General features: G+C 63.8%; 18 protein-coding genes. 7 read left to right on the top strand and 11 right to left on the bottom strand.

Annotated features, from left to right (window positions below):
* The first annotated feature begins 17 nt into the window (after positions 1–17).
* On the top strand, positions 18–653 hold the full coding sequence (locus EN943_RS10905) for a hypothetical protein (protein ID WP_127412613.1): 636 nt from the start codon (positions 18–20) through the stop codon (positions 651–653).
* 9 nt (positions 654–662) lie between these two features.
* Here EN943_RS10905 and EN943_RS10910 read toward each other — a convergent pair whose 3' ends face one another.
* Positions 663–1,058, bottom strand: a complete 396-nt coding sequence (locus EN943_RS10910) for a GFA family protein (RefSeq protein WP_127412614.1) — start codon at positions 1,056–1,058, stop codon at positions 663–665.
* Between the two features lie 145 nt (positions 1,059–1,203).
* Between EN943_RS10910 and EN943_RS10915 the strand changes: the two genes are divergently transcribed.
* The 3 genes from EN943_RS10915 to EN943_RS10925 all read left to right on the top strand — a co-directional run bounded on the left by EN943_RS10915 (position 1,204) and on the right by EN943_RS10925 (position 4,618).
* Positions 1,204–1,938, top strand: coding sequence for a 16S rRNA (uracil(1498)-N(3))-methyltransferase (locus EN943_RS10915; RefSeq protein ID WP_127412629.1), 735 nt, complete (start codon positions 1,204–1,206; stop codon positions 1,936–1,938).
* Between the two features lie 144 nt (positions 1,939–2,082).
* Positions 2,083–3,456 carry a glutamate--cysteine ligase gene (locus EN943_RS10920; protein ID WP_127412615.1) on the top strand — a complete coding sequence of 458 codons (1,374 nt, stop codon included), beginning with the start codon at positions 2,083–2,085 and terminating at the stop codon, positions 3,454–3,456.
* A 100-nt stretch (positions 3,457–3,556) separates the two neighbouring features.
* Positions 3,557–4,618, top strand: a complete 1,062-nt coding sequence (locus tag EN943_RS10925) for a DUF937 domain-containing protein (RefSeq protein ID WP_127412616.1) — start codon at positions 3,557–3,559, stop codon at positions 4,616–4,618.
* A 160-nt stretch (positions 4,619–4,778) separates the two neighbouring features.
* On the opposite strand, the gene EN943_RS10930 is transcribed toward EN943_RS10925, so the two are convergent.
* The gene (locus EN943_RS10930; protein ID WP_127412617.1) at positions 4,779–5,069 is read right to left on the bottom strand and encodes a DUF1127 domain-containing protein; all 291 of its coding nucleotides are present in this window, start codon (positions 5,067–5,069) and stop codon (positions 4,779–4,781) included.
* 178 nt (positions 5,070–5,247) lie between these two features.
* Between EN943_RS10930 and EN943_RS10935 the strand changes: the two genes are divergently transcribed.
* The 3 genes from EN943_RS10935 (at position 5,248) to EN943_RS10945 (ending at position 9,042) form a co-directional block, all read left to right on the top strand.
* Complete coding sequence (locus EN943_RS10935; protein ID WP_063170125.1) at positions 5,248–6,204, top strand: LysR substrate-binding domain-containing protein; 957 nt, start codon at positions 5,248–5,250, stop codon at positions 6,202–6,204.
* Positions 6,205–6,287: 83 nt separating this feature from the next.
* A complete protein-coding gene (xseA, locus tag EN943_RS10940) occupies positions 6,288–7,919 on the top strand; it encodes an exodeoxyribonuclease VII large subunit (RefSeq protein WP_127412618.1) in 1,632 nt (543 codons plus the stop codon).
* Between the two features lie 4 nt (positions 7,920–7,923).
* The gene (locus EN943_RS10945; RefSeq protein WP_127412619.1) at positions 7,924–9,042 is read left to right on the top strand and encodes a P1 family peptidase; all 1,119 of its coding nucleotides are present in this window, start codon (positions 7,924–7,926) and stop codon (positions 9,040–9,042) included.
* A gap of 70 nt (positions 9,043–9,112) precedes the next feature.
* Here EN943_RS10945 and EN943_RS10950 read toward each other — a convergent pair whose 3' ends face one another.
* The 9 genes from EN943_RS10950 to ehuB all read right to left on the bottom strand — a co-directional run.
* Positions 9,113–9,433 (bottom strand): hypothetical protein, encoded by a 321-nt coding sequence (locus tag EN943_RS10950; RefSeq protein WP_245270217.1) that lies wholly within the window; start codon positions 9,431–9,433, stop codon positions 9,113–9,115.
* Positions 9,434–9,838: 405 nt separating this feature from the next.
* Positions 9,839–10,837, bottom strand: coding sequence for a N(2)-acetyl-L-2,4-diaminobutanoate deacetylase DoeB (doeB, locus tag EN943_RS10955; RefSeq protein WP_127412620.1), 999 nt, complete (start codon positions 10,835–10,837; stop codon positions 9,839–9,841).
* A gap of 5 nt (positions 10,838–10,842) precedes the next feature.
* Positions 10,843–12,021: an ectoine hydrolase DoeA gene (gene doeA, locus EN943_RS10960; protein ID WP_127412621.1), complete on the bottom strand. Its 1,179-nt coding sequence runs from the start codon at positions 12,019–12,021 to the stop codon at positions 10,843–10,845.
* 38 nt (positions 12,022–12,059) lie between these two features.
* Positions 12,060–13,052, bottom strand: coding sequence for an ectoine utilization protein EutC (gene eutC / locus EN943_RS10965; RefSeq protein WP_127412622.1), 993 nt, complete (start codon positions 13,050–13,052; stop codon positions 12,060–12,062).
* On the bottom strand, positions 13,049–14,041 hold the full coding sequence (eutB, locus tag EN943_RS10970) for a hydroxyectoine utilization dehydratase EutB (protein WP_164778157.1): 993 nt from the start codon (positions 14,039–14,041) through the stop codon (positions 13,049–13,051). Before eutB ends, eutC begins: the two co-directional genes overlap by 4 nt.
* A gap of 5 nt (positions 14,042–14,046) precedes the next feature.
* On the bottom strand, positions 14,047–14,826 hold the full coding sequence (gene eutA, locus EN943_RS10975; RefSeq protein WP_127412624.1) for an ectoine utilization protein EutA: 780 nt from the start codon (positions 14,824–14,826) through the stop codon (positions 14,047–14,049).
* A gap of 3 nt (positions 14,827–14,829) precedes the next feature.
* Positions 14,830–15,489: an ectoine/hydroxyectoine ABC transporter permease subunit EhuD gene (ehuD, locus tag EN943_RS10980; RefSeq protein ID WP_127412625.1), complete on the bottom strand. Its 660-nt coding sequence runs from the start codon at positions 15,487–15,489 to the stop codon at positions 14,830–14,832.
* A gap of 34 nt (positions 15,490–15,523) precedes the next feature.
* Positions 15,524–16,183 carry an ectoine/hydroxyectoine ABC transporter permease subunit EhuC gene (ehuC, locus tag EN943_RS10985; RefSeq protein ID WP_127412626.1) on the bottom strand — a complete coding sequence of 220 codons (660 nt, stop codon included), beginning with the start codon at positions 16,181–16,183 and terminating at the stop codon, positions 15,524–15,526.
* A 177-nt stretch (positions 16,184–16,360) separates the two neighbouring features.
* On the bottom strand, positions 16,361–17,066 hold a 706-nt coding region (ehuB, locus tag EN943_RS10995; protein WP_127412628.1), incomplete at its 5' end, for an ectoine/hydroxyectoine ABC transporter substrate-binding protein EhuB.

Consider the following 17,066-nt stretch of genomic DNA (forward strand, 5'->3'; position numbering starts at 1 on the left):
TGTCCGGAGAGAAAACTATGCCACTGCAGAACCGGGTCGATCCGTTCGGCGCCATCCATGCCGTGCCAGAGCGCGGCATGTTCACCGGCAATCGCGGCATTATCCACGACCCCGAGACGAAGACGCTCAAGAAAAAGCGCTGGGCGCTTCAAGCCTGGATCATCTGCGTCTGCCAGTTCCGCAATGTGCGGCGCGAGCCGATGGGCCGCAACCGGAAGGGCGGCAAAGCGGGCTGGACCGAGCTGTTCTTCCTGGACGAGGTGACTGCATTGGCGGCCGGGCATCGCCCCTGCTTCTTTTGCCAGCGCGAACGGGCCAAGGATTTCGTCGGCTGCTTCGGTGAAGCTTTCGGCATTGCCGAACCGCGCGCGCCGATGGTCGACAGGCGGCTGCACAAGGAGCGGTTGGCGTCGGGCGGCCGCTCAATCCCACTTGCCCCCGAGACGCTTGCAGGTTTGCCGGATGGCACGATGATCTCGTCGGGCAACAAGCCCTATGCGCTGAGCGATGGTTACGCGCTGCCCTGGAGTTTTGGCGGTTACCAAACGCCAATCAGCCTTGCCGCCTTGCAGTTGACCGATCCGTTCATGATCACACCACCGACAAGTGTGGCCGTACTTCGCACTGGGTACCGGCCGGTCTGGGCAAGTTGAGGACCAGCGTTATTTCAGTTCCGATTGCGGCACGACAGATACCGCAGGCAAGTCATAGTAGTCGCCGGCCGATTCCGGATACAATTGGCTTTGCATCTTGAGACCGGTCTTGCCATCTATGGTCCCGGCCCAAACGGATATGAACGGGCTGTCAAACCGGCGCCAGAACAGGTTCCCGCCGCAAACCGAGCAAAAGCCTCGTTCGGCATGTTCCGACGACTTGAACCAGCGCAAGGTATCGCCCGTGATAGTCGTGTGCTTTTGCTCAACCTGTGTAGCGGCGGCAAAGTGGCCACTGGCCTTTCTGCATTGGTTGCAGTGGCAGGCAACGATCGGGCGCAATTCGCCATTCAACTCATAACTGACGGCGCCGCAGAGACAGCTGCCACGTGTAATCCTGCTCATCGAAATGCCTCGTCTTGTTCTGCTTGCCAGATTGGGCGATTAGGCAACAAACCGTCATCGGTATTCCGACAACGCCGCGTCGTCTTTGCTGCACGCCACGATGCGAGGCTTGACGCCGGCGGCTGGCTCGCTCATTCCTCGGCGGATGCGCGCCAATTACAAGATGCAACGTCTGTTCGTGCCCGACGATCTGCGGCCAGACATCGAGTTCGACGCCGGCCAACAGCAGAGCCACTATCTCCTGCATGTGCTGCGGCTTGGCGAAGGCGCCGAAATCCTGGTGTTCAATGGCCGCGACGGCGAGTGGTCGGCAGCCATATCAGCGAAGACGAAAAGGGCGGTGCGGCTGAAGGTGTCGGCGCTGCAGCGGCCGCAGCCGCCGCTGCCCGATCTCGTCTACTGCTTTGCGCCACTGAAGCAGGGCAGGCTCGACTATCTCGTGCAGAAGGCGGTCGAGATGGGCGCCGGCATCCTGCAGCCGGTCATCACCCAGCACACGCAAGTGGCCAAGCCGTCGATCGATCGCCTGCGCGCCAATGTCGTCGAAGCCGCCGAACAATGCGGCATCCTGGCGGTGCCGGAGGTACGCGAAGCCGAGAAATTCGACCGTTTGCTGACCGGCTGGGACACAGAGCGACGGCTGATCTTCTGCGATGAGGACGCTTCGACCAACAATCCGCTGGCCGCGCTGCAGGCGGTAAAGGACAAGAAGCTTGGGCTGCTGGTCGGGCCGGAGGGTGGCTTTTCCGACGACGAGCGCAAGATGCTGCGCGCCCTGCCCTTCGTCACCGCCATTCCGCTCGGCCCGCGCATCCTGCGCGCCGACACGGCGGCGGTGGCCGCGCTCGCGGTAATGCAGGCAACTGTCGGAGACTGGTGAGACGTCATCCCTTGCAAGGGACGCAGAGTTCCAGCAACGTTCAATTCCTGTTGACCTGTGGCTCAGGATTTTTCGCTTGATCGTCTGCTGACATTTCGTCCATTTACCGCCGGCGGTCATCCGGCCGCCTCTGAGGGTACCATCATGGCGCGCGATACGACCGATTTCCGCCCGATCGAAGGTGTCGACGAACTCGTCGAGCACCTGGCCGAAGGCAACAAGCCGCGCGACAAATGGCGCATCGGCACCGAGCACGAGAAATTCCCCTTCTATGTCGACGGCAATGCACCGGTCCCCTATGGCGGCGAGCGCGGCATCCGCGCCATTCTCGAAGGCATGCAGTCAAAGCTCGGCTGGGATCCGATCGTCGATGACGGCCGCATCATCGGCCTGGTCGAACCGACCGGCCAGGGTGCGATTTCGCTGGAACCTGGCGGCCAGTTCGAGCTTTCCGGCGCGCCGCTGGAGACGATCCACCAGACCTGCCGCGAGGGCAACGCCCATCTGGCGCAGGTGCGCGAGATCGCCGAGCCGATGGGCATCCGTTTCCTCGGCCTCGGCGGCAGCCCGAAATGGTCGCTGGCCGAGACGCCGAAAATGCCGAAATCGCGCTACGAGATCATGACGCGCTACATGCCCAAGGTCGGCACCAAGGGCCTCGACATGATGTACCGCACCTGCACGATCCAGGTGAATCTCGACTTCGAGAGCGAAGCCGACATGCGCCGCAAGATGCAGGTGTCGCTGAAGCTGCAGCCGCTGTCGACGGCATTGTTCGCCAATTCGCCTTTCACCGAGAGCCACCCGAACGGCTTGCAGAGCTGGCGCGGCGACATCTGGCGCGACACCGACAACCAGCGCTCGGGCCTGCTCGAATTCTGCTTCTCGCCCGATTTCGGCTTTGCCGACTATGTCGAATGGGCGCTCGACGTGCCGATGTATTTCGTCATCCGCGACGACCGCTATCACGACATGACCCACATCACCTTCCGCCAGTTCATGGCCGGGGCCGCGCGCAATGAAGTGCCGGACGGGCTGCCGACAATGGGCGACTGGGCGAACCATCTGTCAACGCTGTTCCCGGACGTGCGGCTGAAACGCTTCCTCGAGATGCGCGGCGCCGACGGCGGGCCATGGCGGCGCATCTGCGCGCTCCCGGCCTTCTGGGTCGGATTGCTCTATGATGAGGCCGCACTCGATGCCGCCGAGGCGCTGACCTCGAGCTGGACGTATGAAGAAACGCTGGCGATGCGCAACGCGGTGCCGGAACAAGGCATTTCCGCACCGTTCCGCAACACCACGCTGCGCGAGATCGCGCGTGACGTGATGGTCATTTCCCGCATGGGCCTGAAGAACCGTGGCAGGAAGAACCGCGACGGCTACGACGAGACCTCCTTCCTCAACACGTTGGACGAAGTCGTGGCGCGCGGCACCACCAGCGCCGAGGAGATGCTGTCGGCCTACCACACGCGCTGGGGCGGCTCGATCGAGCCGGTTTTCATGGAATACGCCTATTAACCCTCGGATTTGGCAAAGCTGACCGGCCGGCAAAAGTCGCTTCAATCGGAAGTGGAAACAAACTAGGCTTCTTCGGCGAGGATTTCCGGAGGAGAGACCAATGCCTTCCTTGTTCGACATGCTGACGCAGGCCCAGAACGGCAATGGCATGCAGGCGCTTGCCCAGCAATACGGGCTTTCGATGCAGCAGACGCAAGCCGCGGTCGCCGCATTGCTGCCGGCCTTTTCGCAGGGGCTGCAGCGCAACACCGCCGACCCTTACGGGCTAGGCGCCTTCATGACGGCGATGGCCAGCGGCCAGCACGCCAAGTATTTCGAGGACGCAACCCGGGCCTTCTCGCCGCAAGGCGTTGACGAGGGCAACGGCATTCTCGGGCACCTGTTCGGTTCGAAGGACCTGTCTCGCGCCGTGGCCAGCCAGGCGGCGCAAGCCAGCGGCGTCAATCAGCAGATCCTGCAGCAGATGCTGCCGGCGATCGCCTCGATGGTCATGGGCGGGCTGTTCAAGCAGACGACAAATCAGATGCAGGCCGCCGGCGGTTTTGGCGGCGGCGGCAACAATCCGCTCGGCGAGATCATCGAGCAGATGATGCGGCAAGGCGGCGGCATGCAGGCCCCGGCGCCGCAGCCGCGCCAGGCGCCGCCACCCCAGAACCCGATGGACAACCCGCTCGGCAAGGTGTTGCAGGACATGTTCGGCGGCGATGCGCCTCAGCCACAGCCGCAAAGCCAGCCGCAGCCGGCGCCGCCCAATCCCTACGGCGACAATCCGCTCGGCAAGGTGCTGCAGGACATGTTCGGCGGTGGCGCGCCGCAGCCGCAGCCGCAGGGGCGGGCGCAGCCGCAGCAGACACAAAGCCCCTACGGAGACAATCCGCTGGGGAAAATCTTCGAGGAGATGCTGCGGCAAGGCGGTGGTGGTTTAGGCGGCATCCCCGGCGGACAGCCGGTGCCACAACAGCCTCAAGCGCCCCCACAGCAGCGTCAGGCACCGCAGCCACAGGCACCGCAGCCACAGGCCAATCCGAGCGGCAGGTCGAAAAACCCGTTCGACGACCTGTTCGGCAAGATGTTCGAGACCGGCGCCCAGCAGCGTGACGACTACCAGAAGGGCGTGGAGACGATCTTCGACCAGTTCAAGCGGGACATGGATCGGCGGTAGTCGGCCTTCGCTGAGGTAGAAAAAGAAAAGCCCGGTCCTGGGAGGACCGGGCAGAGTGCAGGCGGGCCGGGGGGATCCGGCAGGGAGTGGGAGCCTGCATACTCGTCAGTCGCGTCGAACCCCGAAAAGGTTCACGGCAACCTGAATAACAAGCAACAGATCAGGCCACCTTGCGAGCGATGTCCTCGATCGTTTCGACGCGATCGCTGGCGATTTCGCGCAGCATCGCCGTCGGGTCGCGGCCGAACGGCACGTCGATGGCGACATGCAGGTCGCCGCGCGTCAGGCCGATATCGGCAAGTTCGGCGTCCGACATCTCGCCAAGGCGATAAAAGGCGCGGCGGTTTTTCCAGGCGCGGTAGAAATTGGAGACGGTGTTTGCCACGCGCGTCGCAACGGCCGGACGCGAGGTGATGCGCGAGGTCTCGGTGGCGAAATCAAACGTGGTCATTGTCGGTCTCCTTCAGACTCGAACGGGCGAGACCAAGCAATCGGCGCTGGTGACAGCGGCCGTTCCGGTCCCAATTCACATGCCTTCATGTGGACAATGCCAATTTGCCATCCGCCGATTGATTAATCCAACGAATGTTTCTAATCTTTACCATCAACACTAGTGATGGATCATGTCGATGAAATCGCCGCTCGATCTCGATCAATTGCAGACTTTCATCTCGATTGCCGATACCGGCAGCTTCACCAGGGCGGCCGAAGAAGTGCACCGGACCCAGTCGGCGGTATCGATGCAGATGCGCCGGCTGGAGGAGCGGCTCGGCAAGCCGCTGTTCGAAAAGGACGGGCGCACCAACAGGCTGACCGAGGAAGGCGACAAGCTGCTCTCCTATGCGCGGCGGCTGCTCTATCTCAATCGCGAAACGCTGGCCGCTTTCGACGACCGCCGGCTCGAAGGCACGATCCGAATCGGCACGCCCGACGATTATGCCGATCGTTTCCTGCCCGAGATCATGGCGCGCTTCACACGCTCCAATCCCCGCGTCGAGCTGACCGTGATCTGCGAACCGACGCCGGGGCTGGTCGAACATATCAAGCGCGGCAATCTCGACCTCGCGCTGGTGACTCACAACGACGTACGCGGCCAGTCGGAGGTGGTGCGGCGCGAGCCGCTGCTGTGGGTCACCTCGGCCAATCATGCGACGCATGAGCAGGAAACGCTGCCGATGGCCTTTGGCCGGCCGAACTGCATCTGGCGGCGCGCCGCCGTCGATGTGCTCGACCAGCAGAATCGCGACTACCGCATCCTGTTCACCAGCTTCTCGGCCACCGTCATCACCGCCGCGGTGCTTTCCGGCCTGGCGATCTCGGTGCTGCCGGAATGCGCGCTCAGGCCCGGCATGCGGGTGCTGGGCGAAGCCGACGGCTTCGGCGCCCTGCCCGATTGCCGCATCGGCATCATGCGCGGTCAGACGTCGCGGCCGGAGATCGTCGATGCGCTCGCCCGCCATATTTCGGAAAGCCTGGACAATATTTCCGTGCCGGTCGGGGAAGACCCCGGGACATTCGATTTCGCTGCACTCGCCTTCACCAAGCTGCGGCGAACCAAGCCAAACCAGATTTTGCCCGGCTGGTAGGCAGGGTCAGGTATGCGCGTTATGAACGGCTGGCCCGACGCAACCGCCTTGACGCGGGCGCCCAACCGTTCCCCAATCGACCGATGAGCGAAGCAGCATCCGAATCACGCACCAACGCCGCCGAATATACGGTGAGCGAGATTTCCGGCGCATTGAAGCGCACGGTCGAGGACGTTTTCGGCAATGTGCGGGTGCGCGGCGAAATATCAGGCTATCGCGGGCCGCATTCCTCAGGTCATGCCTATTTCGCGCTGAAGGACGACCGCGCGCGGCTCGACGCCGTGGTGTGGAAAGGCACGATGAGCCGGCTGAAATTCCGTCCCGAAGAGGGCATGGAGGTGATCGCCACCGGCAAGCTCACCACCTACCCCGGCAAGTCCAACTACCAGATCGTCATCGACAATCTGGAGCCTGCCGGCGCCGGCGCCCTGATGGCGCTGCTGGAGGAGCGCAAGCGGCGGCTACAGGCCGAGGGGCTGTTCGATGCCGGTCGCAAACGGTTGCTGCCGTTCATGCCGCGCGTCATCGGCGTCGTCACCTCGCCGACAGGGTCCGTCATCCGAGACATCATCCACCGCATCAAGGACCGCTTTCCGCTGCACATCCTGGTCTGGCCGGTGCGTGTTCAAGGCGAGACGTCAGGCGCGGAAGTGACTGCTGCGGTCAACGGCTTCAATGCACTGGCATGGGATGGCGCCATCCAGCGTCCCGATCTGCTGATCGTGGCGCGCGGCGGCGGCAGCCTCGAAGACCTCTGGGGCTTCAACGACGAGGCCCTCGCCCGCGCCGTCGCCGCTTCCGGGATTCCGGTGATCTCGGCCGTCGGCCACGAGACCGACTGGACGCTGATCGACCTCGTTGCCGACGTGCGGGCGCCGACGCCGACGGGTGCGGCCGAAATCGCCGTCCCGGTGAAGGCGGATCTCGAAGCAACGCTTGCCAGCCTCGGTGCGCGGCTGAAAGCCGCGGTCCTGCGCAATTTCGAACGCAAGCGGCAGGCCGCCCGTGCCGCCGCCCGGGCTCTGCCCTCGCCCGATCAATTGCTGGCGCTGCCGCGCCGACGCCTCGATGAGGCAACCAGCCGGCTCGGCCGCGGCCTAATGGTCTCCACAGAACGAAAGCGGGCGCGGTTCTTTGCCGTAAAACTGACACCGGCAATGCTGTCGCAGCGCATTGCAGAGGCGCGGCGCACCAACGAACGCAATCTTTTACGAGCACAAGGGGCACTGCGCGCGTTGGCAAGGGCCCGGCGTGCGGAGCTTAACCGGGCGGCGGATCAATTGCCAAAATGTGCCAGGGCATCGCTGCAGCGGCACAAGCAGCAACTGGCCATGCTGCAGGGCCGCATCACGATCGAGCCGACGGCACGGCGGCAACGCGTGCAAAGGGATTTGCTGACAGCTTTGACAAGACGCGGCACGCAGGCAGTGGTGCTCAGGCTGGAGCGCCTGCGCGGCCGCGTCATCCAGGCCGACAGGTTGATGGCGTCGCTGTCGCACAAGGCCGTTCTGGCGCGTGGCTTTGCCTTGGTGAAGGATGCCGACGGGGTGGTGATCAAGCAGGCTGCCGACGTGGCATCGGGAATGGCGCTTTCGCTCGAGTTCGCCGACGGCACCGCCGATGCGGTGGCAATCAGCGGCACGGCAAAACCGAAAGCCATGGCCAAGCCGACAGCCAAGGCCAAAGAGCCTGGCAATCAGGGATCCCTGTTCTGACACCATGACCGACAATCCGCATCATCTGACAACGCCCTCGGGCAAACCGCGCGCGCGAAATTTCGGCATCGGCTTCGACGGGCGGCCCGGACCGTTTAACGCGATCACCGATGTGCCCGGCGTCGCAGTCGGCTATGCGACGCTGATCTCGGGCGATGGCGCGCTTGTCGTCGGCGAGGGACCGGTGCGCACCGGCGTGACCGCGATCCTGCCCAGGCCGCTCGCCGACCTCGCCACCCCGGTCTTCGCCGGCATCTTCAGCCAGAACGGAAACGGGGAACTGACCGGCTCGCACATCGTCGAGGAAACCGGCGCTTTCAACTTCCCGATCACCATCACCAACACCCATTCCTGCGGTGTTTCCCGCGACGGCACGCTGCGCTGGATGCAAAGCGTGCTGCCGGCGGCACTCGACAGCGGCTGGGGGCTGCCGGTGGCGGCGGAAACCTATGACGGCTTCCTCAACGACATCAACGGCCACCATTTGACGTCAGAGCATGTTGCGCAGGCCCTCGACGGTGCCGCCGGCGGACCGATCGAGGAAGGCAGCGTCGGCGGCGGTACCGGCATGATCACCTTCGGCTTCAAGGCCGGCTCCGGCACGGCATCGCGCATCGTCGAATGGCAAGGCCGTGCCTACACCGTCGGCGCCTTCGTGCAGTCGAATTTCGGCAAACGGCGCAATATTGCCATTCGCGGCCTGCGCGCCGGGCCGGAACTCGTCGAACCGGCTGTTCGCGAAGGCACACCGCGCGCCGAAAAAGGCTCGATCATCGCCGTCATCGCCACCGACGCACCGTTCCTGCCGCATCAGATGAAGCGGCTGGCCCGACGGGTGCCGCTTGGCGTCGCCTTGACCGGCGGCTTCGGCTATCACAGCTCAGGCGACATTTTTATCGCCTTCTCGACCGCCAATGCGAGCGCAGCGCTGGCGCCATCCGGCCGCATCGCCAGTGCCGATTTTATTCCCGACACCGACATCGATCCGTTTTTCGATGCGGTGATCCAGACCGTGGAGGAAGCAATCCTCAACGCGCTGGTTGCCAATGACGATATGACCGGACGCGACGGGAATTTCGTGCCGGCGCTGCCGAAGACGTGGCTGAAGGAGAAGTTTGGCTGAAGACAAAAACGCGGGCCACAAGCCCGCGCTGAAACAAGGTCGCCGCTATGCGATCATTCGGCGGCTTTGATCATTCCGCGGCTTTTTTGGGGGCCTGCTGGCTTTCCTCGGCCTCGGCCGCTTCCTCAAGCCGGGATGCGATAAGTTCCTGAATATCGCCGACTTCTTCCTGGATATCCTCCAGCGGAATGCCGACCTCGGCCGCCTCGGCGGCGCACTCCTTGGCCAAGGTTTCGGCCTGCTTGTCGATCCTTGCCTGGGAGGATTGGCAATGGACCTTTTCGCCGATCCATCCCCGCAAGAATTCGATGGCGTGTTCACTCATACTGCTGTTCCCTGGCGGCAAAGCCGGTTGGTAATCATAAACGTCGACATCCCGCAAAGGATGCATGTCCCCATTCCAGCCGAGTCGCGGTCAGCCGGCAAGCCAATGCCGTCCAAGGTCCACAGAGCCATAGGAAATCGAGGGGTCAAGAGCATTTTCTGATTCTGGAGGGGTCGGTACCGTTGGCTGGGTCACGCCCAGCGCTGCGCCACTGTTTCTATTTGCTTTTTTCCGGTTTCCGAGCCGTTTTCCGTCACAATAGATGGCACAACACACTACACATTCACAGTTGCTTCGAGGTGCTGCCCTCGGGCACGCAGGTCGAAGCCGCCGCTATATAGTGACATCGTCCTGCAATGTCGACTCCGCTCGCCATCCTGCTTCTTTCCGCCGCGCCGAAGGGCTCCGCGACGGACCAAGAGCAAGTGACGATGGACCCGAACCGGGTGGAGCAAGCCTTGGCGGAAACGCTCAGACGTGCACAGCCACCACCGCCGCGCAGTCGCCGGCCTTGACCAGCCCAGGGAAATGCCGCGCCGCCAGCATGCCCGACATTTTTGCTCGGATCTCCTGGGGAGCGATGCCGGTGCGGCCGGTGGAATGAATGCGCGCCAGCACCGCGTCCTTCTCGACCGGCTCGCCGAGATCGACCATGGTTTCGATCATGCCGTCATCCTCGGCGAACGAAAAACAATCGCCAGACGGCATGTCGAGCCACTGGGTTTTGCTCTTTTCGACCACTCCGGCAACAATGCCGGCGTGGCGCAGCACGTTGAGAATGCCGCGCCGGGCGATCCGCACCGTCTGCGCGCGCGAGGTGCCGCCGCCGCCAAGCTCGGTGCTGACGAAGACCTTGCCCATCTCCTCGGCAGCCGTGTCGTACATGCCGACGGCGTCGATCTCGATCATGCGCATCGAGAACGGGGCGGCGAAGGCGGCGACCGCGTCGAAGGCTCTCTGTTCCAACGCCTTGTCGGGCAAAGTATGCGCGGCGCAGAACGGCACGAAGTCCAGCGTCTTGCCGCCGGAATGGAAGTCGAACACGATGTCGGCGCGAGGAAGCAGCTCACGCTGGAAATAGTCGGCGATCTTCTCGGTCACCGTCCCGTCCGGCCGGCCGGGAAAGCTGCGATTCATGTTGCCCTTGTCGATCGGCGAGGTGCGCGTGCCGGCGCGGAAGGCCGGATAGTTCATGGCCGGTACGATGATTACCGTTCCGCTGACATCTTTCGGATCGAGCGTGCGGGCGAGATCGTAGAGCGCAAGCGGCCCCTCATACTCGTCGCCATGGTTGCCGCCCGAAAGCAACGCCGCCGGCCCCTTGCCGTTGCGGATGACGCAGATCGGGATCATCACCGAGCCCCACGCCGAATCGTCGCGGCTGTAGGGCAGGCGCAGGAAACCATGCTGCACGCCATCCCTGTCGAAATCGACGGTCGGCGCGATCGGCGATGGGCGGAGGCTAGACATCGGGCTCAATCCTTCACCACCAGCTTGCGTGGCACATTGGCCAGGCACTCTACACCGGTTTCGGTGATCAGGATGGACTCGGTGATTTCCAGCCCCATCGTCTCCAGCCACAGGCCGGTCATGAAATGGAAGGTCATGCCGGGCTTGAGTTCGGTGCGGTCGCCGGGACGCAGGCTCATCGTGCGTTCGCCCCAGTCCGGCGGATAGGAGAGGCCGATCGAGTAGCCGGTGCGGTTGTCCTTGACGATGCCATACTTCTTCAGCACGGCGAAGAAGGCATTGGCGATGTCCTCGCAGGCGTTGCCGGGTTTCGCGGCGGCCAGCCCCGCTTCCATGCCTTCCAGCGTCGCCTTCTCGGCATCGAGGAATTCCTGCGTCGGCTTGCCCAGAAAGACGGTGCGCGACAGAGGGCAATGGTAGCGGTTGTAGCAGCCGGCGATCTCGAAGAAAGTGCCCTCGCCCCGCTTCATCGGTCTGTCATCCCAGGTCAGATGCGGCGCCGAGGCATCGGCACCCGACGGCAGCAGCGGCACGATCGCCGGATAGTCGCCGCCAATACCGTCGACGCCGCGCGTGCCGGCATCGTAGATTTCGGCAACGAGATCGCATTTGCGCATGCCGACCTCGATCTTGTCGACGATACGCTGGTGCATCGCTTCGACGATGCGGGCAGCCTTGCGCATATAGTCGATCTCGGTCGGGCTCTTGATCGCGCGCTGCCAGTTGACCAGCGCGGTGGCATCGACAAAGCGGGCATTGGGCAAATGCTTCTGCAGCGATGCGAAGGCTGCGGCCGAGAACCAGTAATTGTCCATCTCAACGCCGACTGTCAGCTTGCCCCAGCCGCGATCCGCAAGCACACTGGCCAAAAAATCCATCGGGTGGCGCTCGGTCGACTGCACATAGTGGTCGGCATAGCCGACGATGTTGTCATGCGCGAGATAGGCAGTGCGCTTGGCACCGTTGGCGTCCTGGCCGCGGCCGTACCAGACCGGCTCGCCCGATGGCGGCACGATAACCGCCTGATGCACATAGAACGACCAGCCGTCATAGCCGGTCAACCAGGCCATGTTGGAAGGATCGCTGATAACAAGAAGATCGACGCCCTTCACCTCCATGGCTTTCCGCGTCTTGGCGAGGCGATCCGCAAATTCGCCACGCGAGAATTTCAGATTCGGTTGCATTGTTCTTAGTCCTCGTTTGTTGGGCCTCTCGGCCGGTATCAGCTTTCGAAAATGGTTCCAGAGTTGGCCGCCCGCGCCCGGTCGCGGGCGAGCGTGGCGATCGCCGTGTCCTGGACGCCGGTGCCGGTGAGATCGGCGATGGTGATGTCGCTGGCCGAGCGCCGGCCATGTTTTTCGCCGGCGATGATCTGGCCGAGTTCGGTCACCTCCGCATCTCCAGCCATCACACCCGCCGCGATGGCATGGTGCAGCTCACCCAGCCGCCGCGTCTGCCGTGCGCTGTCGGCGACATAGAGATCGGCCATGCGCAGGATTGCCGGCGCGATCTCGTTCTTGTGTTCGGCGTCCGATCCCATCGCGGTGATGTGCTGGCCGGTGGAAACGAATCCTGCCTTGATCAGCGGCTCGGTTGAAGGCGTGGTGGTGACGATGATGTCGGCGCCGGCGATCGCGTTTGCCGCGTCGGATTCAGCGCGCACGACGATGCCGAGCTTTTCGCGCAGGGCTCCGGCGGTCGCCTCGGCCTTCGTCGGATCGCGCGCCCAGATGCGCGCCTCGGCAATCGGCCGTACCAGCATGAGGGCTTCCAATTGCAACCCGGCCTGGACACCGGCGCCGAAGATCGCGGCAACGGACGACTCCTGCCGCGACAGATGTTTGGCGGCGACGGCGCCGGCAGCAGCCGTGCGGACGTCGGTGAGATAGCCATTGTCGAGCAGCAGCGCTTCAACCAGGCCGGTCTTGGCTGACAGCAGCACCATCATGCCGTTGACGCTGGGCAGGCCGAGCTTCGGATTGTCGAAGAAGCCGGGGCTGATCTTGATGGCGAAACCGTCAATGCCAGGCACATAGGCGGTCTTCACGTCGACCTCGCCGCGATGCTCGGGAATGTCTAGCCGCAGGATCGGCGGCATCGCCACCGGCAGGGTAGCGAGCGCGCGGAAAGCGTTTTCGACGCAGGCGACGGCATCGAGATCGAGTGTCACGATCGCCCGAAGCTCTTTCTCGGTAAGGATGGTCATCCGGCTCATGCGGCGCGCTCCTTAAGCGACGGCGCCTCGCCGCAGACGATTGTGCGGTGCGCGTTCATATCGATGTTGCGGCCGGAGAGAAGCACGACCGCCGGCCCGTCCGCCCTGACCTTGCCGGCCAGCAGCGCGGCGATACCGACCGCGCCGGCTCCCTCGACGATTTCGCGCTCCTGCGCATAAGCGTGGCGGATACCGGCGGCGATCTCGTCTTCACTGAGCAGGATGACATCGTCGAGCAGGTCGCGGCACATGGCGAAGGTCAACCGATTGTCGAGGCCGATGCCGCCGCCGAGCGAATCCGCCAGCGTCGGCAATTCTTCCACCAGCACCGGGTGGCCCGCATCGAGGCTGGCCTTCATCGCCGGGCCACGCGCCATCGAGACACCGATGACTTTTGTCCGGGGGCTGACGCCTTTGATGGCCGCGGCAACGCCTGAGGCGAGCCCGCCACCCGACAACTGCACCAGAACGAGGGCAGCATCCGGGACCTGTTCGATCATCTCAAGCCCGAGCGTGCCTTGCCCGGCGATAATGTCGGGATGGTCGAAGGGTGGCAGCATGACCAGCCCCTCTTGCGCCACCAGCCGTTCGACCTCCTGCTGGGCATCGTCCTGGCTGTCGCCGATAATGCGGACCTCCGCGCCAAGCCGGCCGATCTCGTCGAGCTTGTTGCCCGGCACCAGCTTCGACATGCAGATCACCGCGCGCATGCCCTCAAGCTTCGCCGCATGCGCAAGCGCGTGGCCGTGATTACCAGTGGAGGCCGCGACCACGCCGCGAGCCTTCTCCTCGGCGCTCAACGAGGCGATGGCGTTCGAGGCGCCCCGCAGCTTGAAGCTGCCGGTGGTCTGGCGGTGTTCGAGCTTGAGGTGAACCGGGACGCCGCAGCGTTCGGAAAGACTTTGGGATAGCACGGTCGGCGTGCGCTCGACCTTACCGGCAATGCGCTCACGCGCGGCGCGAATGTGCTCAAGAGTGACCTGTGTCATGATCATCAATCAGGCGGCAATGCCAGCGTCATCAGACGGCCGAATTCGGGATGGGCTGTCTCATCGCCGCAAATCCGAAGACAATTCCAGGCGGTCGCCTGGTTGCTGGTCACCACAGGACGTCCGATGGCCTTTTCCATGCCGGTGACCGCGAGGGCGCTACGCAGCGCCGTGCAGGACACGAACAGCGCATCGGCACTGGCGTCGGTCGCTTCCCGCGCCAGATCGACAAGCGTTGCCGGTGCGATGCGCGCCATCTCGCGGTCGTCCTCGAAACCGAGGCAGGTGAAGCTGACGATCTCGAAGCCGCGCGCCGCGAAATAGGCGGCCATCGGCCTGGATGTCTCGACCGTGTAGGGGGTGAGAATGCTGATTTTCTTCGCACCCAGTGCACGCAGCCCGCGCACGCCCGCCATCGGTGGGGTGACGACTGGCACGCCAGGCTTGGCGGCCTGGACCGCCGCCTCGATCTCGGCATCGCCGATCACCACCGAGGCCGAAGTGCAGGAATAGCAGATGGCATCGAGCTTCTCGTCCGGCAGGATCAGGGCCGCGCCCGCCGTCAGCGCCGGCTGCATCTTGCGCAGGTTTTCGGGCGTCGTCGGGTTGGCGTAGGGAATGCGCGCGACATAGACGCCGATCCGCTCGCTCGCCACCATGCGGCGGAAATCCGGCTCGCTGGTGTGGTCGGTGGCCAGGATGATCAGGCCGACGCGCCGCTCCAGCGGGCGCGCATCCAACGCCGGCCGTTTCGGGTAGACCTTGATCTCGGGCAAGGGTTTCATCGGCTACCTCTCGATCTTGCCGTAGCGGCGTTCCAGCCAGCGCAGCAGCACGACCGAAAACAGACTGATGACGAGGAAGAAAGCGCCGACCAGCGTTATCGGCTCGATATAGCGATAATAGGTGTTGGCGACGCTTTTCGCCTGGTTCATCAGTTCCAGCACGGTGATCGCCGACAGCAGTGGCGTTTCCTTGAACATGGCGATGAAATAATTTGCCAGCGCCGGGATCATCGGCGGAATGGCCTGCGGAATGATGATGTGGGTCCAGGTCTGCCTGGCGCTCAAATTGCATGCCTTGGCGGCCTCCCATTGGCCGCGCGGCACATTATCGATGCCGGCGCGGTAGACTTCCGCCGTGTAGGTGCCGTAGTGCAGCCCGAGCCCGATGACGCCGGCGACCAGCGGCGGCAACAGGATGCCGAAGTCGGGCAGCACGTAGAAGATGAAATAGAGCTGCACCAGCAATGGCGTGCCGCGGATGAACTCGGCGAGAAAGCCGACCGTGCGCGACAACGCCTTGTTGGGCGAGCGGCGCGCCAGCGCGATGCCCAGCCCGACGATCGCCGCCAGCACCGAGCCGAGCAGCGTCGCCAGGATGGTGATCTTCACGCCCTGGATCAGCGTCGGCATGATTTCCCAGACGAAATTCCAATCCCACTCCATCAGAAGGCCCAATTTATCAGAAGGGAATTGGCCATCAGGCACGCACCCCATCGAGGCCGCGCGCCATGCGGCGTTCCAGCGAGCGCACGCCCCACGAGATGAGCAGGGCGAGGATGAAATAGAGGATCAGGATGGTGGTGAACGGCACCAAGGTGTTGCCGGTCTGGGCGCGCACCACCTGCGCCTGGAAGGTCAGGTCGGTGAGCGAGATCAACGACACCACGGCGGTCGCCTTGAGCAGTTCGATGGCGTTGTTGCCGAAGGTCGGCAGCATCACCAGCAGCGCCTGCGGCAGGATGACGTGGCGCATGCCTTGCCAGCGGCCGAGATTGAGTGCGGTGCAGGCCTCATATTGTTCACGACCGATCGACTGGATGGCGCCGCGCACCACTTCGGCGGCGTAGGCGCCGACATTGAGGCCGAGCGCCAGCACGCCGGCCTGCAACGGGGTCAGCGAAATGCCGGCAAAGGGCAGCACGAAATAGGCCCAGAACAACTGCACGAAGATCGAGGTGCCGCGGAAGAATTCGATGTAGGCGGTGGCCAGCGCGCGCACCATGAAGAAACGCGACAGCCGCCCCATTCCGGCAAGAAAGGCCATGAACAGCGCAAGCACCGACCCCATCAGCGTCAGCTCGATGGTGACAAGCGCTCCCTGCAATATCAGGCCGAAATAGCCGGACCACTGGGTCATCTAATGTACTGTTCCACCTGGACGTTTGGTCGAAGCCCCCTCACCCGGCCTCCGCTACGCTCGGCCGACCTCTCCCCGGCGGGGAGAGGAGACCACCAGCGTCGGCGCCAGCCTCTTCTCCCCAGCGGGGAGAAGGTGGCCCGAAGGGCCGGATGAGGGGGGTCTTCCTTCCTTACTTCACTTCGCCGCGCAGAGCTTGTCGCGGCTCGTCGACATCGCGGCCGCCGCCGAGAAGCCATAGGGCTCGATGATCTTGGCGAACTCGCCCGATTTCTTCATCTTGGCCAGTTCGACGTCGAAGGCGTCGCGCAGTGCCTCGTCGCCCTTCTTGAAGGCGGCGCCGTCGCAATAGACCGGTGCGCCCTGCACCGGAGCGATGACTTCGAGGTTCGGATCGTTGGCCTTCTTGACCAGATCATTGATCGACAGGACAGGCAGCGAATAAGCGTCGATGCGGCCATCCTGGAGCATCTTCACGCCGCTCTGGCCATCCGGCACGACGATGACGCGATCGCGCGGCACGCCGGCATTGAGCGCGAGCTTCTCCTCGGTACCGCCGCCCGGCGCGCCGATGGTCGCAGTCGTATCCTTGGCGACATCCTCATAGCTCTTGAAGCCTTTCGGATTGCCTTTCTTCACCAGCATTGCCTCGGCGTCGCACAGCACTGGTTCCGAATAGGCAACCGCGGCACAGCGCTCCGGCTTCATGAACAGGCCGGCGGTGACGACATCGAAGCGACCGGCCTGCAGGCCGGGGATCATGGCGCCATATTCGGAGATCGAAGCGGCGACGTCGGCGACGCCGAGCCGCTTGAATATCTCGCGGGCCACATCAGGCGCGGCACCTGAAACCTTGCCGGCGGCGGCGACCGCCGTATAGGGC

The sequence above is a fragment of the Mesorhizobium sp. M7A.F.Ca.US.006.01.1.1 genome, assembly GCF_003997935.1.
Lineage (GTDB): Bacteria > Pseudomonadota > Alphaproteobacteria > Rhizobiales > Rhizobiaceae > Mesorhizobium.

Bases quoted from the DNA above. Each gene is read 5' to 3' on its own strand.
- EN943_RS10945 (WP_127412619.1), top strand. From the start codon at position 7,924: ATGACCGACAATCCGCATCATCTGACAACGCCCTCGGGCAAACCGCGC.
- EN943_RS10910 (WP_127412614.1), bottom strand. From the start codon at position 1,058: ATGAGCAGGATTACACGTGGCAGCTGTCTCTGCGGCGCCGTCAGTTAT.
- EN943_RS10920 (WP_127412615.1), top strand. From the start codon at position 2,083: ATGGCGCGCGATACGACCGATTTCCGCCCGATCGAAGGTGTCGACGAA.
- ehuD (WP_127412625.1), bottom strand. From the start codon at position 15,489: ATGGAGTGGGATTGGAATTTCGTCTGGGAAATCATGCCGACGCTGATC.
- eutA (WP_127412624.1), bottom strand. From the start codon at position 14,826: ATGAAACCCTTGCCCGAGATCAAGGTCTACCCGAAACGGCCGGCGTTG.
- eutB (WP_164778157.1), bottom strand. From the start codon at position 14,041: ATGACACAGGTCACTCTTGAGCACATTCGCGCCGCGCGTGAGCGCATT.
- EN943_RS10925 (WP_127412616.1), top strand. From the start codon at position 3,557: ATGCCTTCCTTGTTCGACATGCTGACGCAGGCCCAGAACGGCAATGGC.
- EN943_RS10915 (WP_127412629.1), top strand. From the start codon at position 1,204: ATGCGCGCCAATTACAAGATGCAACGTCTGTTCGTGCCCGACGATCTG.
- xseA (WP_127412618.1), top strand. From the start codon at position 6,288: ATGAGCGAAGCAGCATCCGAATCACGCACCAACGCCGCCGAATATACG.
- doeB (WP_127412620.1), bottom strand. From the start codon at position 10,837: ATGTCTAGCCTCCGCCCATCGCCGATCGCGCCGACCGTCGATTTCGAC.
- EN943_RS10930 (WP_127412617.1), bottom strand. From the start codon at position 5,069: ATGACCACGTTTGATTTCGCCACCGAGACCTCGCGCATCACCTCGCGT.
- ehuC (WP_127412626.1), bottom strand. From the start codon at position 16,183: ATGACCCAGTGGTCCGGCTATTTCGGCCTGATATTGCAGGGAGCGCTT.
- EN943_RS10905 (WP_127412613.1), top strand. From the start codon at position 18: ATGCCACTGCAGAACCGGGTCGATCCGTTCGGCGCCATCCATGCCGTG.
- doeA (WP_127412621.1), bottom strand. From the start codon at position 12,021: ATGCAACCGAATCTGAAATTCTCGCGTGGCGAATTTGCGGATCGCCTC.
- EN943_RS10950 (WP_245270217.1), bottom strand. From the start codon at position 9,433: ATGCATCCTTTGCGGGATGTCGACGTTTATGATTACCAACCGGCTTTG.
- EN943_RS10935 (WP_063170125.1), top strand. From the start codon at position 5,248: ATGAAATCGCCGCTCGATCTCGATCAATTGCAGACTTTCATCTCGATT.
- eutC (WP_127412622.1), bottom strand. From the start codon at position 13,052: ATGAGCCGGATGACCATCCTTACCGAGAAAGAGCTTCGGGCGATCGTG.